Origin of the sequence: Sulfurimonas sp. (assembly GCF_034005705.1) — a bacterium.
Lineage (GTDB): Bacteria > Campylobacterota > Campylobacteria > Campylobacterales > Sulfurimonadaceae > Sulfurimonas.
Genome location: NZ_JAVEUF010000025.1, coordinates 1 through 16682, shown reverse-complemented (window position 1 = coordinate 16682; position 16682 = coordinate 1). Strand labels below are relative to the sequence as shown.

Here is a 16682-nt window from a genome sequence, read left to right as displayed (position 1 = left end):
ACGACGCTCTTCCGATCTCGCATCCCTGCATTCGAATATCTTTGAGAACTCCTGCATACGTCCGGCAAAGGTTGAGATGTCGTTCTTGACATTTTGAGGATCGTCTATAATTGCAAGAACCTGCTTGAAACCTCCGATGTGGGACTTATGCTCGTTGAGCTTCATCGGGATTATATACTTTGCCATAAAAGCCGCACTCAGTATCGACTTTAGCAGCATCGTCTTTCCGCCCGCATTTACGCCTGTTATCATCAAAATATTTTTAGAGAAGTTCACGCTTGTCGGCTTTGCGTTGTGAAGAGCGGGGTGGATGAACCCTTCAAGCACTATTTTGGAATCTTTTTTTGATTTTATAAGTTTTAAATCTCTGCTTTTTGCAAAGAGAACTCTTGCCTGATAGTTGTCAAATTTTGTAAACTCTTTGTCTATGAAGTTTATAAAAGGAAGAAGTTCACAGAGTTTCGAGGAGAACTCTTTTGCGTAGCTGTAAAAGATAGCTTCGCGCTCTTCGTTAATGTAGCGTATCTGCTCTTTTGTCTTTAAGATGACATCGGGAGAGACATAAAAACCACCGCTGCTGCTTCTGCCTACCATTGCGCCTTTTAGGACATGGTTAAAACCGCCGCGAACCAAAAGACACTCTTCGTCGTTTATAAGATGCACCTGCGAATCAATCAGGTAAGGGGAGAGCTTTTGACTTGATGTCAGCCTTTTTAGAGATTCGTTAATATTGGCTTTATGTTCCTTCACTCTTGAGCCCAGATGAAATAGCGTCTCATCAAGGTTCTCATCAAATTTGCCCTCATGTGTAAAGTATCTCTCCACCTCAAGAAATTTTGGCTCTATTAGAAACTTGTTCATCCATTCGCCGATGATCCCCTCAAGCTCTCTATTTTGAAAGTAGCGAAAGTAGCGCACGACCTTTACTATCTCAAAAATCTGCTCAAACTGAAGCACACCCTGCTTTTTTAGATGAAATTTTATATTTGTAAAATCACTGACTTTTGGAGGCGCTTTGAACTCTATGGCATCGAGCGCTTTTATGTAGCGGTAGTGAAGCTCTTGGTCTCCCTCTATATAAAGAGAGCTCTCTCTAGAGAAAAATTGTCTAAAAATGGATATGTGATCGCCTAGATCAAGCTGATTGATGAGAGTATCAATCTTTGGGTTGTTATCTACTCGCATTTAGATGCACTAATCATCTGACCATAGTTTGGAGTATTCTCTTTGCCTATGAAAGTGTATGTACCGATACTAAGGGTAAAGTTCTCTTTGTTGACCTCTATTCCCTCGCAAACAACTGTTTTGTTTTGGTTAAATCTCAGTACCGCATCTAGCATTTTTTGAGTTTTAGCATCGTTATATTTGTTAAAAGCTATTGCAAAGAGAACTATAAAAAGAACTACACCCGTCACGGTTGCTTTTTGGGCGCGTGTGAGCTCTGTAAAGTAGTGCAAGGCCAAAAAGAAGAGTCCAACGACAACAAGTCCAAATATATATGCCACTACGCCGTTCCTCTTATTTGATATGTTAAGTCTCCGGCTCCAAAACCGATGATAAGACCTTTATCCAGAGTTTTTAACACCTCTTTGTTTTTAATGACTGTAATAGTATTGTTCGCTCTTGTTATATTGTCCGCCATTACAAGGTTATATCTTTTAAACTTCTCTGCAAAGTCGATCTCTCTGATACTCTCGCCTGCAGACCATACAGGAAGGATTATAAGCTCCCCGGCACCTTCAAAGCACTTTATGAACTCTTCAAGGTTGTCTATAGTGCGGGAGTATTTATGCGGCTGCCAGATCGCCGTGATCTTGTCAAATCCTTTAAGAAGCGCATACTCTTTGACAGACTCAAATGTGGCTCTGATCTCAGTCGGGTGATGACCGTAGTCATCAATTATAACGCTTCCGTTTTGCGAGCCTACTATGTCAAAACGTTTTTTGATGCCTTTGAATGTAAGAATCTTCTCTCTAATGGTCTCAATGTCCATAGACTCATGAGCTGCCAAAATTGCCAATGATGCATCAAGAGCTATATGTTTGCCAAATCCCCAAACGTCAAAACTTCCCAGATCTTTGAGCCTGAATCTTGTATGAGGCTCATCGTCGATCAGTACGAATTCAATATCGGTAATGTCACGGCTCGGGTAGAGCCAAGTTGCTTCTATTTCGCCGACATGCTTGCCCAAGAACGGATCTTCGGCATTTAATACACGACACGGAGCGGATTTTATAAATGTTTTGTATGAGTCATAAAATAGCTCATAGTTATAGTCGTAGTACTCCATATGTTCCGGTTCTGCATTTATGACAATAGCGCAGTGCGGGTTTGAGTTGATAAAACTTCCGTCGCTCTCATCTGCCTCAAATAGCATAACGTCGCTTTGCGGGTTATATCTCACATTTGAACCGAATGCTTTTGATTCTGCTCCGATAATAGCAGAGCCTTCCATAATAGCGGTCAAAATAGCAGTAGTCGTGCTTTTGCCGTGCGCGCCTGCAACTGAGTAGACTTTTGAAGTGTCGAGTATGCGAAGAAGCGCTTCACGGCGTGCCAGAACCTCTATGCCCTTGGCATTAGCCTCAACTATCTCTGGATTGTCCGGACGTATGATGGCAGAGTGAATAATAAGGTCTTGATCCGTGATCGCAGATGCGTCATGAGGTATAGTTACGGTTATGCCAAGTTTGCGAAGCTTTTGTGTTATTACCGTATCGGCTATATCTGAGCCGCTTATTTCATGACCTTGAAAGAGCATATATTGGGCAAGTCCTGATATGCCTATACCGCCGATCCCGATGAAGTGAATTTTCATTGCTTTACTCCGCATCTATTTTAGAGTTATCTAGCAATTTTTGTGCCTTTTCGTTAAAGCAGCTTATATAAAATGTTCCCGCATCCTGCGTCGCATCAATATCTGCAATGTTAGAGAGAAAATCGTCTAAAGATATATCTTCTTTAGCCGCGATCCAGTGAAACTTTAGTGCAGATGAGAACTTTTTGTCGTTGCTAAGACCGCTAAGAACCTCAAAGAGCGCACTGGCGTCATGAAGCTTTCCTGCACTGTAGTGCTCGATCGCGTACTCATAAAGAGCTCTAAGAGTGGCAAAGTCTTGAACTTCGTTTATATCCATAACTCTGTGCGCTTCAAGCGCATCGGTCAATCTCTCAAGCGCAATATCCAAGATGTTCATATAAAAAGCTTGAAGCGTCTTTTCGTCAAAAGTGTCATGAGCACGCTGCTCGAGTACATACAGAGATGCAATATCAGAATTTTGCTGTGCCTGAAGCACCTCTTGTTTTAGTTTTTCTACTTCATTCACGATAGACACTCCTTTATTCTCTCTAATGCATCTTTTGTTTTTTTAGGCTCTTCGACAAGAGCGATCCTGATAAAATCTTTTCCGGGATTGACTCCGTTCTCATCATCTCTTGCAAGATACTCTCCGGGAAGGACTTTTACGTTGTAGTCTTCATAGAGTTTTTTTGTAAACTCCAAAGGAGATGGAACTTTAAGCCAGATGTAAAAGGTTGCATCAGGAATTTCTACGCCTAAAATTTGATGCGCTATCTCAAAGTTTTGTTTGTATATTGCACGCGCTGCTTCTACGTGCTCTTCGTCTCTCCAAGCTGCAGCTGCAGCGCTTTGAAGCGGAAGAGGGGAGGCGCAGCCGATGTAAGTTCTGTAGTTTAAATACTCTTTTAAGATCTCTTCATCGCCCGCTATAAAGCCTGAGCGAAGTCCCGGAGCGGATGAGCGTTTTGATATGGAGTTGATGACAAGCACATTTTTGAATGTGCTGTTTCCGACATGCAGCGAGGCTTCAAGAAGCGAAGGGATAGGCTGACCTGTGTAAATTTCGCTGTAACACTCATCGTTTAGGAGTACGAAGTCATGTTTTAGAGAGAGTTTTACCCATTCACCAAGCTCTTCTACGCTTAGCGTAGAGGTTGTGGGATTGTTTGGAAAGTTTAAAATGACAAGATCGCATGCAGACAATCTCTCTTCATCCATCTCTGGCTTAAAGCCGTTCTCCTCTGTAAGATTGAGATGAATTGTCTTTGCTCTTGAAGCGATAGCGGCACCCTCATATATCTGATAAAAAGGGTTTGTAAATGCGATAGTCGGCTCTTTTTTGTCAAAAAGAAAAAACTGGGGAAAGTTAAAAAGAACCTCTCTTGTACCAAATGTAGGGATGATCTGATCGTCACTTAGCTCAACACCGAATCTTTTTGCAACAAAAACTCTTTGCGCCTCTCTTAGAGACTCTTCGCCGGCTGTTTTAGGGTATCTTCTAAGAAAAGAAGCATTCTCGCATAGCGATTTTTGTATAAAATCTGGAGTTTCAAATTGCGGTTCGCCGATGGTTAGAGCCGATGGTTCATACTCGCAGTTTGGAGTGATATCTTTGAGTAAATTATTTAGTTTTTCAAATGGATATGGTTCAAAATTCATAGTTTTTAACGCCTTTAATAGTAGTCGCAATTATATCTAAAATCGCTAAAAGAGAAGTTAATGGCTGTCAAACTCTTCCAGGCATGAGGCTTCGCCCTCTGAGACCCTGCAATATTTCGACCCCTTTTCAAAGGAGATCATATAAGGACGCTTTGTAAAATCAAGAGTTTTTGCGACTTTTGCAATTTCATCAAGTGCGTCAATAGTGCTTTGTCTGGCTTCATAGCCGCTTAGGTCCACTTCCTCCTCATATACCATTATATCTACTAGAGTCTCTTTGGGGTCTGATGATTCGTAGATGTACTGCATCGTCTTTTCGGAATCGAGTATCGGTAGTCTGTATAAAAAGACGTAGTAGGTACTTGAGAGCTGCAGCATCCTGTTTTCATCTATTTTTTTCATAAGGTTTCTTGAAAATGGGCAAAGTGGGTCAACAAAGACATATACGTCACTCTCCTCTCCGGTGCCGAACTTTATGGCATGTTGTTCTATCGACTCAAGATCGGCCTTTGGCTTTTGTGATATGGATACGATCTCTGCAGCGCCAAGGTTTAAAATAAACAGAAACAATATTGAGAGAAGTTTCATAATGTCTCCTTACGCTTTTGGAAGTGAGAACTTTTGTGTAATAAGTTCGCCCTCATTGTTAAAAAATAGGTAGTAGAGCCAGTCTTTTTTAACGCTGAGCCCTGCTAGATATCTAAGACAGAGGTTTGCCTGAAGAGATGCTATGTGCATAACTATAGGAGCTGTTATTCCAGCGGGAGTTTTTGAGGTTATCTTAAAGGCATCTCTAAATGATGACTCTTCAAAAAAGCAGACCTGCCCGTGAAAAGCCTCAACGCTTCCATATATCCAAGGTAGATTCTTACTTCTGCAGTAGTCGTTTATCTCTGCACGGGTTGGAAGATTGTCGGTCGCATCGATTATGAGATCAACCTCTATATTTTTTTCGCACCACTCGCTAAAGTTGCCTTCGTGAGCAACTGCTTTTACAAAAGGGCATCTCTGCTCAATAAGCTCACAATTCACAACTGCTTTGTTCTTTCCCTCGTCACCCATTTTAAAGGCTATCTGGCGGTGTATATTGTGCAGGGAGACTTCATCGAAATCTATCATATGGATCTCGCCTATACCGCTTGCACCCAGAGCAAAGGCCAAAGAGCTTCCAAGTCCGCCTGCACCTACTATCGCTATCTTCTTTTGCTGCAACTCTCTTTGGGTCTCTTCTCCCCAAAGTTGAACCTGACGGTGAAAATACTCCATCATAGAGTGCTCCTTTTGTGTATTATCTCTTTAAAACCCCAAAACTTTCTCGCTTTGAGTACCTCGGAGTGCTGCATATCTACGATCATAAGCTCCTCTTTGTTCCCTAAGTGTTCAAGAAGTTCCCCGTTTGGCGATGCCAGGAGCGAATCGCCGTAAAAATGCCATGTAAAGCCGTCCTGAGTGTACTCGCCTATTCTGTTCGCCCTTAAGATATAACAGTTGTGAGTAAAGGCGCGTGAGAGTATAAGCGCTTTCCACCTTTCGTATGAGTCAAAGGTAGAGACACTCGGCAGCAAGATACAATCTACATTTTTAGAGCTTATCTCTTCAAATATTTTGTCAAAATGGAGCTCAAACCCGCTCATAACAGCAAACTTAAATCCATCTACCTTAAATATCAACGGAGACTCGATCTCTTTTTGTTCGTTTGCAAAGAACTTCTCTTCGTTCCAGTGCGGGTAGTTTATAAGAAGCTGCTGCTGATAGTAGGATGTAGAGGAGGGTGCAAATTTTGCGATAGTTTTATATATTTTGCCTCTTTTTACGATAGCTATAGGAGCGATAATAGTAAGTTTGTATGTTGAAGAGAGCTCTCTTAGCACTTTTATCTGATGTTCGGAGTGCTCTTTTATCATGGACGGCGAGAGGTTTTGAAGCTCTTTAAAAAAAGGGTTTAATATGTACTCGCCCAGCAGAAGGACTTTTACTCCCTGCTTGGATGCAATGCGGATGTAGTTATAAAGCTTTGTCGAGCTCATTCCCTGTGCACTGAGTTGAAGTACGGCGGCGCGCATTACTATCCTTTTATCTGTGTGATCTTGATCTCTGCCTCTTCGAGGATCTTCTGCGCTTGGGTTAACTCTTTCATCCCTTTCTCATAAGCTTTTACGCTATCAGAGAGAGTTATATCAGGGTTCATCAAAGTCTCTAGAATTTTTTTGGCATTTTGCAGTTTTGACTCAAAGCCTGCGGCTTCTTCAGTAAAACCTTCGGTTTCTTCAGTAAAGCCTGCGGCTTCTTCAGTAAAACCCTCTTTTTCCTTAGCCATTTAACACATCCTTAATATATTTTTCAAATTTATCGACCTCTACCAAAAAGGAGTCATGCCCGTAATCGCTCTGGACATCAAGATAGCTATAGTTTTTGTACCCTATGGCTTTAAGCGTGTCGCTTATCTCTTTCATCTCATGGCTTCTAAAAAGCAGATCGTTGCTGAAGCTGATAAGATGAAGTTCGGCATTTACTTTCTGCAGAGCTTCGCCCAAAGAGTCAAATCCGCGAGAGAGGTCATATATGTTTATCGCTTTAGTTATGTAGAGATAAGAGAGCGGGTCGAACCACTTTGTAAAGTTGTAGCCGTTGTACTCCAAGTACATCTCCACTTGAAACTTTCCAAAAAGCTCGTAAAGACCGTCGGTTCCTCTATACTCTCTGCCAAATTTGCTCTGCATGGATTCGGGTGAGAGAAAACTGATGTGCCCTGCCATTCTTCCAACTGCCATGCCTGATAGTCCGTTGGCTGCTATCTCAGCACTCTCATAATATCCGCCTTTAAAATCAGGGTCTCTCAGTATCGCCTCTTGAGATATTTTATTAAAGGCTATAGCCCACGGCTGAGTGGCATGCGTTGTTGCCAGAGATATGATCTTTGAAGCAAAATCAGGATAGTGTATAGCAAAATGAAGTGCTTGCATACCACCCATTGAGCCGCCTATAATAGCGTGTACATGATGGATACCGAGCTTGTCGAAAAGAATTCTTTGTGCTTTTACCATATCTTTTATGGTTATAACGGGAAATTTATAACGATATGGATTATGGTGAGGATGCTGCGGGCTCATAGGTCCTGTTGAGCCAAAACAGCTGCCAAGAACATTTGTACATATGACGAAATATTTGTCCGTATCTACAGCTTTGCCGCTGCCGATAAGATTGTCCCACCATCCCGGTTTTTTATCCCCGTCGTAGGTTCCCGCGCAGTGATGTGAGCCTGTTAGTGCATGACAGATGACGACGACATTGCTTTTATCATCGTTTAGTTCGCCGTAAGTTTCGTAAGTTATATCGTATGGTTCTAAAATACGTCCGCTCTCTAAGTAGAGCGGGTTTGTAAAATGTTCTGTGTATGTCTTTAAGTTTAGTGACAAATTACGCCTCTAGAGCCTGTTTCAAATCCGCGATCAAGTCTGCAGCGCTCTCAAGGCCGCAAGATATTCTGATAAGTCCCGCAGGAACTCCGCAGGCAATAAGCTCCTCTTTTGTGAGCTGCTGATGAGTAGTTGATGCAGGGTGTGTGATTATTGACTTTGAGTCACCTATATTTACGACCAGAGAGTAGAGCTTAGTCGCATCTACGATCTTTACCGCCTCTTCAAGAGAGCCTACCTCAAAGCTTAAAAGACCGCTGCTTGCACCGTTGTCAAAATATTTTTGAGCATTTTTATAGTTTGCATTGCTCTTTAATCCTGGGTAGTTTACTTTTTTTACTTTAGGGTGAGATTCCAAAAACTCTGCCAGTGCAAGTGCATTTTTTGAGTGTTCTCTCATGCGAATAGAGAGCGTTTCGATCCCTTGAATAAAGAGCCAAGAGTTAAACGGAGAGACAACCGCGCCAAGATCACGCAGAAGCGAGAGGCGGGCGCGAAGCGTGAACGGCGGTAGAGGTACATCCACATAGACTAGACCGTGGTAGGATTGGTCAGGCTCATTAAAGTGTGCATAACGAGGGTTTGCCTTTAGTTTCTCTACAAGCCCTTTTCTCTCAACCAAGATCCCACCTATAGCAAGGCCTTGACCGGTTGTATATTTGCTTGCACTGTGAACCGTGATATCGGCTCCATGCTCAAAGGGACGGCATAAAACAGGAGTCGCAACGGTGTTGTCCACTACCGTCAAAATACCATACTTGTTTGCGATCTTGGTTATTGCCTCGATGTCTGCCACGTCAATGCTTGGGTTTGTTAGAGACTCAAAGAATATCACTTTTGTCTTCTCGTCTATTAGAGCTTCCATAGCGTCAGTGTCATGAACATTAAAGAATCTAGCCTCTATGCCAAATCTCTTAAGAGTATGCGCAGTCTGGGTCAGACTTCCTCCGTAGAGCTGTTTGGCACAGACGATATTGTCTCCTGCCTCTGCAGCGTTTGCGATAGCAAAGAAGATAGCGCTCATTCCGCTTGATGTTGCAAGAGCAGCTTCCCCGCCTTCTAACTCTGCAAATCTCTTCTCAAATACGTCCGTGGTAGGATTATTTAAACGAGTGTAGATATATCCAAGTTCTTTTAGGGAAAACAGATTTCCTGCATGCTCGGCATCTCTAAATTCATATGCCGTTGTCTGATAAATAGGAACTGCCATAGCCCCCTCAGCCCCCTTTTCATAACCGACGTGAAGTGCTTTAGTCTGTAAATCCATTTTATATATCCCCCGTTTTTAAAAATAATTATTGCTATTCTATCTAAAATGGTTTAATGTTAGTTTTAAACGGGCTCTATTTATCTCTTTAATTCCTTTACCCAGCCCTCCATAACTGCGTGCAGCTGCTCTTTTGGAGCCTCCATGAAATCTATCACAATTCTATCGTTGAATTCACAAATTCCTATACTTCTAGGTCTTGCTGCGAGTATTTTTGTGTTAGGTATCGCCTGCCCGAAACAAAAAACAATATTTTTGGCATCAATTAGCCCCTCAACCATCTCTCCGCCCAGTTTCTTTGTATGGGAGTAGTGGTCAAAAACAGCGATAAACTCGGCAATGGGGTGTTTTAATATCTTTTCTTTAAAATATTCAACAGCTTCATTCGCAGATGAGACCTTCATCTCATTTTTTGACAACTCCAAGCTGTAAACCGGATACTTTTCCATAAAAATCGTTTTTTTCATCATTTATTCCTTAATACAGATCTCTTTTTTCTTCATGTGCAACAGCGTCTGATACGCAACTATAAGTATGACAATGGTAACAACCCCGACCATAAAGTAAGAGAGAAGCAGCAGAGGCAAGCACTCCTTTTCATGGTACATCAGCATAGAACTTATCGCCATGGCAGCAAGAGGAAATACAAATGCCCACCATGAGATGAAAAACTTCAGTTTTATAAAGTTTTTATACATAAAAGCCACCAAAAGGGTAAAGAACACAGCCATATTAAATAGCATAAGAGCAAATACGTCGATAACGCCAAACATCTTAAAGTATGCTATAAAACCGACTGCCGGAGGAGCAATGAGTATAAAGAGGGTTGGTACGAATTTTACCGCCATCTGGTTATGAAAAATAATCCTGTTTAGAATAACGGCAAAGAGGATGATCCAAAAGAACATTCCGACACTGAAGAAATACATAAGCAGACCCAGATTTACAAAACCCACACCTGCAACCGGAACTAAAACATTACCTACAATTGGAATAAACCACGCGGGGTTTGAGTGGTCTAGCTGCTGGTTCTCATTTATCCAAAAAGCTATGGTGTGCATCGTGAGATAAAAATGAAGCAGAGTTCCAGGGTACCAAAAAACGGCGCTTATAGCCGGATGGCTCTCCTTGTATATGATGGCAAGCATAAGCATAGAGATAGAGATCGCCGCAAAAAAGTTTATGCGAACCGGATGGGAAAACTCATTTTTTACGGCAATTTTGTATTTAAAAAATTTCCTTAGATAGATAAATGAGATGGCTATAAAAACAGCTGTTGTAACATACATAAGAATTTCACCGATAATATACGGAAAATTGAGCCATATGGCAGCTTTCTGGTATGTAATAGTAAGCCCGCTAAGACCCATGACGATAGCATACATCATAACGGGAAAGAATTTAAGTCTGTTCTTCTCTTCTATAGTTGTTTCCATTAAAAACCTCTATTATTATTTGCAATTATAATTTTAATAAATTTTACTATAGTTTTGCATAAATGTCAATAAATTGTCAAGAAATAGTCATAATAATAACGCTCCTAAAAAGATAATAGGAATAAACCGATTTAGTCTTAACAATCAAGGAGATAAAGATGAAGATAGAACAATCAGATGTCTCGCTTTTCTCCTCATATCACAAAAGCCAGAAGATTGAGGAGAGTGAGAGTTTACATATATGGAACAAAGAGGAAGATGCGCCTGAGCGACTAAGAGGCGGCGACAGGTTGGAGCTTTCAAAAAACTTCAAGAAGATGGAGCAAAATGCAAAACTCAAAATGTCTGAGGAGGAGTATTTTGATATTTCACTCGACCCTAAGCTGATGGCTATCATAAGAGCTCTTGAGGCTTTGACGGGCAGAAAAATAGATCTTTCACTCTATCGCCATAACAACTCTTCAAACAGAAGCGAAACGGCTGATCTGCATGCAAAAAACAGTGCAAAAGAGGGTGACGCGCCTCAGAGAGCAGGGTGGGGAATAGATTACAGCTATAGCCGCAGCGAAGTGCGCAGTGAAGAGCTGAAATTCTCTGCAAGCGGAAGCGTGAGCACTAAAGACGGAAGAGAGATCGACTTTAAAGTGGCGTTTAGTATGAACAGAACTACGGCAACGCACGAAAGTCTCTCCTTTAAAGCTGGAGACGCTTTGATAGACCCGCTTGTGATAAATTTTGACGGCAACACTGTTGCCATGAGCACTGTAAAGCACACTTTTGACCTTGACCTCGACGGCAAAGATGATGAGTTCTCATTTGTAGGAAGCGGTAGCGGTTTTTTAGCACTTGACAAAAACGGTGACGGCAAGATCAATGACGGAAGCGAACTATTCGGTCCGACTCTTGGTAACGGATTTGACGAACTCTCTGCGTATGACGAAGACGGCAATATGTGGATAGACGAGAGTGACTCAGTTTTTGAAAAACTGCTTATCTGGACAAAAGATGAAGATGGAAACGAAGAGCTGCACTCGCTAAAAGCCAAAGATGTTGGTGCGCTCTATCTAGGTTCGGCAATGACCACTTTTGATCTCGCAGATGCTCAAAACGAAATGGTGGCAAAGATGCGTGAGAGTTCAGTGTTTTTAAAAGAGAACGGCGGAGCAGGGTTGCTCCAAGAGGTTGATCTAAGAGTTTAACGCTAGATGCATCGCTATGAATCGTAGATGACTGCGGTTCCTGCAAGGAGGTCGTGAAGTCCTCTCTTGTCATCTCTAAATGCGACCATGAAAAAACCCATTAGCAGAACAAGTGTGGATGCGATATAGCCTAAAGAGCGCGTGATAGCCTGTTTGTTGTCAATATCTTTAAAGCTCTTTGCGTCCACGATCCTGACACGGAAAAATTTCTTCCCCGGAGTCGCACCCTGCCATCTTCTCCAAAACATCAGCGTGACGATCAGAACAGAGAACTCAAAAAGAAGCTCCCATCTGAGTGATTTGGGTGGTTGATTTGCTAATGCTTTTTCAGCGTTGCCGCTCATTGCGTAAGCCATATTTTGTTGAAATTGGGAGAAGTCGAACCAGTCGCCTCCGCTTAAAAAGTAGATGATTATTCCAACGGGAAGTGCAAGAAAAATAGTGTCTAAGAATGAGGCAAAAAAGCGAATCCAAAAACCCGCATATCTAACCTCACTCATAAATCTCCTTTGGCTTTATATGTGGTAATTAGGAGCTTCTTGTGTGATGATAACGTCATGAACGTGGCTCTCTTTTAGACCCGCGCTAGTTATCTCTACAAACTCTGCTTTATCCCAGAAAGCTTCAATGCTCTCGCTTCCGCAATATCCCATAGATGAGCGTAGCCCGCCCATCATCTGGTGAACGATCCCCGCAATGCTTCCGCGGAACGGAACACGTCCTTCGATTCCCTCAGGAACAAGCTTGTCAGCAGCAGTTCCCTCTTGGAAATATCTGTCGTTCGAGCCTTTTTGCATAGCGCCTATACTTCCCATACCGCGGTACGATTTGTATTGACGACCTTGAAACATGATCGTGTCTCCAGGTGACTCTTCGGTTCCCGCTAAAAGAGAGCCTGCCATGATACAGCTAGCTCCGACTGCAAGAGCTTTTGCTATGTCGCCCGAGTATTTGATACCGCCGTCTGCGATAACAGGAACGCCGTGTTTACGTGCCGCATCTGCACACTCTGAAATAGCAGATATCTGAGGAACGCCCACACCCGCAACGATACGCGTAGTACATATTGAACCCGGTCCAATCCCGACTTTCACGCCGTCTGCTCCAGCTTGAATAAGTGCTTCAACAGCTTCGGCAGTAGCGATATTTCCTGCTATAACGTCAACTTCCATAGTCTCTTTGATCTTTTTAACGGTATCTAGTATTCCTTTTGAGTGTCCGTGAGCAGAGTCAAGAACCAAAACATCGACTCCCGCATCTACAAGAGCTTTTGCGCGGTCATACTGCCCAACACCGATAGCGGCACCGACTATCAGTCTGCCAAAAGCATCTTTGTTTGAGTTTGGATACTCTATGCGTTTTTTAATATCTTTGATGGTCACAAGACCTTTTAAGAAGCCATCATCATCGACGATAGGGAGTTTTTCGATCTTGTTTTGGTGCATAATGTCGGCAGCGTCATCAAGAGAGATGCCTTTTTTAGCCGTTATCAGAGGCATTTTTGTCATCACTTCATCAGCGCGCTTGCTCATATCTTTTTGAAATCTCATATCGCGGTTCGTAAGGATTCCCAAAAGCTTGTTATGAGCATCAATAACTGGAACACCAGATATCTTGAACTCATCCATAAGTGCGCTTGCTTCCGCAAGTGTAGCGTCCGGGTGAACATAAATAGGATCTATTATGACACCGCTCTCGCTTTTTTTGACTTTTTTAACCTGTTTGCATTGAGTCTCAATATCCATGTTTTTATGGATAATTCCGATCCCGCCAAGCCTTGCCATGGCAATAGCCGCTCTGTACTCGGTTACTGTGTCCATTGCAGCAGAGACCATAGGGATTTTAAGGGAGATGTTGCGTGTCAGTTTTGTCTCTAATGAGACCTCTTTAGGGAGTATTTCAGAGTATTGAGGTACAAGAAGCACGTCTTCAAACGTTAGGGCGCGTTTACGAATTTTCATGGTCATCCTTTTAAGGGGGTAAAAGTTTTTATGTTGCTATAAAATTCTCTGGATTATAGCTTTTTTGTGGTTAAAAAGAGGTAAAGCGGTTGTGGATTACTCTTGATTTATCTTTCCGATAGCACATGAGAGGAAACTTTTAGCTTTAAGCCCGCCTTTTGTGAACGTTCTTAGATCTTCGTCTTCCAGGGGGTAACCGAGTGATCTCATTTTTTTTCGAAAACTCAGCTCTGTCTCTTCATCTTTTATATAGAGTGTCACGACTCTTGGCTCTTGCGATAGATCTACATCAGTTTCGCCAAACTCATCTCTTAGCGCTTTTTTTATAGTGTTGGCACAGCCGCCGCACTTGATGTTCAGCGCTTTGAAACTTTTTTGCATAATATCTCCTTTAAGAGTTATATTTTATCTGCTCCTCTAAACTGAGTGCACCGTCAAAGAGTGTCTGCTCTTCATAAGCATTTGCGATCAGTTGAAGACCTATAGGCATTCCCTCAGAGCTTTTTGAAACAGGAACCGAGATGGCAGGAAGTCCTGCAAGGTTTACGCTGATGGTGTAGAGGTCGCTTAAGTACATCTCCATCGGAGTTGATAGCTCTCCAAATTTGTTTGCTGTTGTAGGCGCAACAGGCGAGAGTATCAGGTCGACATTCTCAAATATTTTAGAGTATTGGTCTTTTATGAGGTGTCTTGTTTTTTGTGCTTTTACGTAGTAAGCTTCATAGTATCCGCTAGAGAGTACGAAGTTTCCAAGCAAGATACGGCGTTTTACTTCATCGCCGAAACCTTGGCTTCTTGTCTGGATAAATGTGTCGTTCAGGTCTTTTCCGACAACTCTGTTTCCGTAGCGGATGCCGTCATAACGAGCCAAGTTTGTAGTAGCCTCAGCCGTTGCCGTAATGTAGTAAGCGGAGATGTCAAATTTCGCGTCCATAAGTTCGCGTTCTACTATCTCGTGCCCTGCATTTTTAAGAGCGGTTATTGCCAGCTCATAAGCTTTTTTCACATCTTCGCTTGCGTTTTGGATATGCTTTGGCAAAACCGCAATTTTGAGTTTTCTTGAAGCGTTTAGTTTGTCGCTTACTTTGTCGTTTTTGTTCGCACTTGTAGAATCTTTTTCGTCATGTCCGCTGATGATGTCATACAAAATCGCCGCATCTTCAACATTTTGTGTCATAGGTCCTATCTGATCAAGGCTTGAAGCGTAAGCTCCCAAACCGTAACGGCTCACTCTTCCGTAAGTCGGTTTCATCCCGACTATTCCGCAAAAAGAGGCAGGCTGACGGATACTTCCGCCCGTATCGCTTCCAAGAGCCGCAATAGCAAGACCCGCCGCAACTGCAGCCGCACTTCCGCCTGAGCTTCCACCAGGAACGCAATCTTTGTTGTGAGGGTTTAGAGTTTTTCCGTAAAAGCTTGACTCGGTCGTGCTTCCCATAGCAAACTCATCCATATTTGTTCGCCCAAACGGGCTTAGTCCCGCACCAAGCATCTTCTCTATGACCGTAGCATTGTATGGAGCGATATAGCCTTGAAGGATATTTGAGCCAGATGTCACGGACCAATCTTTGACCTGAATGTTGTCTTTTATAGCTATCGGCACACCATCGCCGATATTGTTTACATCGATGTAAGCGTTAATGTCTGCATTTGCTTTTATATTTGTTTTTAGTTCTTCTTTAAATTTTGCCAGTTCGTCTTTGCTTAATTTTAATGCTTCTTTTAATGTAATCACTACTTTTCCTATCTTTATAAATCATTGGGGGTATTATAGCAAAATGGGTTTATTTTTTCTTTAGCGGGGTTTCGTTAGGCGCACTTAGCTTCTTCACGCGTTTGTTTTGCATCTTTGAGTATCTTGATCCCGCCGCGAATGACTATAAGTGAAATGATCGTTCCAACGATCAGGTCGGGAAAGCGACTGCCCATCACGGCGACAAGTACACCCGAGAGTATCACTCCCAGATTTGCTATAACGTCATTTGTTGAAAATATCCAAGAGGCTCTCATATGTACGCCTCCGTCTCTATGCTTGGAGATCAAAACGAGGCAGATAATATTGGCCGCCAAAGCGACAGCCCCGATGGAGATAATCAATGCGCTTTGAGGCTCGCTGCCAAACAGCAACCGTCTAACGACTTCAAACAAAACGCCAAGACCAAGTATGACTTGAAGGTAACCGCTGATTTGAGCCGCTTTCGCCTGATGCAATACTCCTTTGCCGACAGCATAGAATGAAATACCATATACCGCCGCATCTGCAAGCATGTCCAGTGAGTCGGCAATCAATCCTGTAGATTGCGCCAACCACCCTGCGATCAGCTCAGTGACAAACATAAACGCATTTATATATAGAAGTGCTAGGAGCGTTTTTCTCTCTAGTTTATCTGCTTGCTCAGTTCCGCAATTGCAACCTGACATCTATTCTCCGATCTTTAGTTGGTGTTTAACGCCTAGCTCACAGGAAAAATGCGAGCGCAGCAAGTATTTTGTCAGGTGTAGCTATTAGTTAGTCTTTTTTCATTAAGCTGGATAGTGCTTTTGTAAGCTCAGCTTCATCTTTCAAAGCTTGTGCAAGTCTTTCAGATAATTCTCCTAGTACAACTCGCACACTGCTTGCCATTTCAAGACATTGTTCGTCACTCAAAACGTGAACCCCTTCACTTAATGCGCTATGTAGAAGCTTAATTGGACTATGACCATTTATTAGTAAACTCTCTGGAATAGCATCTTTAGCTATATCTAATGCTTTAGTAAACTGAGTTTCTTCTATTGCTTTTTCTAAGATTTCAATATTTGTTTTAGATGTTCCAATTTTATTTGCAACTTTTATGATTTCACCTAGAATTCTATCTTTTTGGTTTTCTACCACTCTTCGGTAATATATGAAAGATCCTACTCCTAAACCTTGATTTTCACAACGTCTACCTTTAAGAAATTCATC

18 protein-coding genes and 2 pseudogenes are annotated in these 16682 nt (G+C 42.3%); 1 reads left to right on the top strand and 19 read right to left on the bottom strand.

The genetic code is table 11. The features are described 5' to 3' along the window. The 13 genes and pseudogenes from RBR61_RS09580 to RBR61_RS09520 form a co-directional block, all read right to left on the bottom strand. A pseudogene (locus RBR61_RS09580) lies at positions 1-1185 on the bottom strand (endonuclease MutS2); the annotation flags it as partial. Beyond that, positions 1176-1505: a hypothetical protein gene (locus RBR61_RS09575; protein WP_320343904.1), complete on the bottom strand. Its 330-nt coding sequence runs from the start codon at positions 1503-1505 to the stop codon at positions 1176-1178. The pseudogene RBR61_RS09580 and the gene RBR61_RS09575, both read right to left, overlap by 10 nt. Next, positions 1505-2818: a UDP-N-acetylmuramate--L-alanine ligase gene (murC, locus tag RBR61_RS09570; protein ID WP_320343902.1), complete on the bottom strand. Its 1314-nt coding sequence runs from the start codon at positions 2816-2818 to the stop codon at positions 1505-1507. Before murC ends, RBR61_RS09575 begins: the two co-directional genes overlap by 1 nt. Positions 2819-2822: 4 nt before the next feature. Beyond that, the gene (locus RBR61_RS09565; protein ID WP_320343901.1) at positions 2823-3326 is read right to left on the bottom strand and encodes a hypothetical protein; all 504 of its coding nucleotides are present in this window, start codon (positions 3324-3326) and stop codon (positions 2823-2825) included. Then, positions 3323-4459, bottom strand: a complete 1137-nt coding sequence (locus RBR61_RS09560; RefSeq protein ID WP_320343899.1) for a succinyldiaminopimelate transaminase — start codon at positions 4457-4459, stop codon at positions 3323-3325. The genes RBR61_RS09565 and RBR61_RS09560 overlap by 4 nt, the downstream gene beginning before the upstream one ends. A 57-nt stretch (positions 4460-4516) precedes the next feature. After that, complete coding sequence (locus tag RBR61_RS09555) at positions 4517-5047, bottom strand: hypothetical protein (protein WP_320343897.1); 531 nt, start codon at positions 5045-5047, stop codon at positions 4517-4519. A gap of 9 nt (positions 5048-5056) precedes the next feature. Further along, a complete protein-coding gene (locus tag RBR61_RS09550) occupies positions 5057-5728 on the bottom strand; it encodes a HesA/MoeB/ThiF family protein (RefSeq protein WP_320343895.1) in 672 nt (223 codons plus the stop codon). Further along, complete coding sequence (locus RBR61_RS09545) at positions 5725-6522, bottom strand: carbon-nitrogen hydrolase family protein (RefSeq protein WP_320343893.1); 798 nt, start codon at positions 6520-6522, stop codon at positions 5725-5727. Before RBR61_RS09545 ends, RBR61_RS09550 begins: the two co-directional genes overlap by 4 nt. A 2-nt stretch (positions 6523-6524) precedes the next feature. Next, positions 6525-6680 (bottom strand): exodeoxyribonuclease VII small subunit, encoded by a 156-nt coding sequence (xseB, locus tag RBR61_RS09540; protein ID WP_320343906.1) that lies wholly within the window; start codon positions 6678-6680, stop codon positions 6525-6527. Between the two features lie 88 nt (positions 6681-6768). Further along, positions 6769-7875, bottom strand: a complete 1107-nt coding sequence (locus tag RBR61_RS09535; protein ID WP_320343891.1) for a homoserine O-acetyltransferase — start codon at positions 7873-7875, stop codon at positions 6769-6771. A gap of 1 nt (position 7876) precedes the next feature. Further along, positions 7877-9142, bottom strand: a complete 1266-nt coding sequence (locus RBR61_RS09530; RefSeq protein WP_320343889.1) for an O-acetylhomoserine aminocarboxypropyltransferase/cysteine synthase family protein — start codon at positions 9140-9142, stop codon at positions 7877-7879. 80 nt (positions 9143-9222) lie between these two features. Continuing rightward, positions 9223-9609 carry a DUF6858 family protein gene (locus RBR61_RS09525; RefSeq protein WP_320343888.1) on the bottom strand — a complete coding sequence of 129 codons (387 nt, stop codon included), beginning with the start codon at positions 9607-9609 and terminating at the stop codon, positions 9223-9225. 3 nt (positions 9610-9612) lie between these two features. Continuing rightward, entirely contained in the window at positions 9613-10578 is a 966-nt protein-coding gene (locus RBR61_RS09520; RefSeq protein WP_320343887.1) for an SLAC1 anion channel family protein, read from the bottom strand. Between the two features lie 158 nt (positions 10579-10736). Here RBR61_RS09520 and RBR61_RS09515 point away from each other — a divergent pair, with 158 nt between their 5' ends. Next, positions 10737-11777, top strand: a complete 1041-nt coding sequence (locus RBR61_RS09515; RefSeq protein ID WP_320343886.1) for a hypothetical protein — start codon at positions 10737-10739, stop codon at positions 11775-11777. Between the two features lie 14 nt (positions 11778-11791). On the opposite strand, the gene RBR61_RS09510 is transcribed toward RBR61_RS09515, so the two are convergent. The 6 genes and pseudogenes from RBR61_RS09510 to RBR61_RS09485 form a co-directional block, all read right to left on the bottom strand. Next, on the bottom strand, positions 11792-12277 hold the full coding sequence (locus tag RBR61_RS09510; protein ID WP_320343884.1) for an RDD family protein: 486 nt from the start codon (positions 12275-12277) through the stop codon (positions 11792-11794). A gap of 15 nt (positions 12278-12292) precedes the next feature. Then, positions 12293-13738: an IMP dehydrogenase gene (guaB, locus tag RBR61_RS09505; protein ID WP_320343882.1), complete on the bottom strand. Its 1446-nt coding sequence runs from the start codon at positions 13736-13738 to the stop codon at positions 12293-12295. A 96-nt stretch (positions 13739-13834) separates the two neighbouring features. Further along, positions 13835-14119, bottom strand: a complete 285-nt coding sequence (locus tag RBR61_RS09500; protein ID WP_320343880.1) for a heavy-metal-associated domain-containing protein — start codon at positions 14117-14119, stop codon at positions 13835-13837. 10 nt (positions 14120-14129) lie between these two features. After that, a complete protein-coding gene (gatA, locus tag RBR61_RS09495; protein WP_320343878.1) occupies positions 14130-15473 on the bottom strand; it encodes an Asp-tRNA(Asn)/Glu-tRNA(Gln) amidotransferase subunit GatA in 1344 nt (447 codons plus the stop codon). Between the two features lie 74 nt (positions 15474-15547). Continuing rightward, positions 15548-16108 (bottom strand): annotated as a pseudogene (locus RBR61_RS09490) (cation transporter); the annotation flags it as partial. Positions 16109-16247: 139 nt separating this feature from the next. After that, positions 16248-16682: hypothetical protein (locus tag RBR61_RS09485; RefSeq protein WP_320343874.1), on the bottom strand; the 435-nt coding region annotated here is incomplete at its 5' end.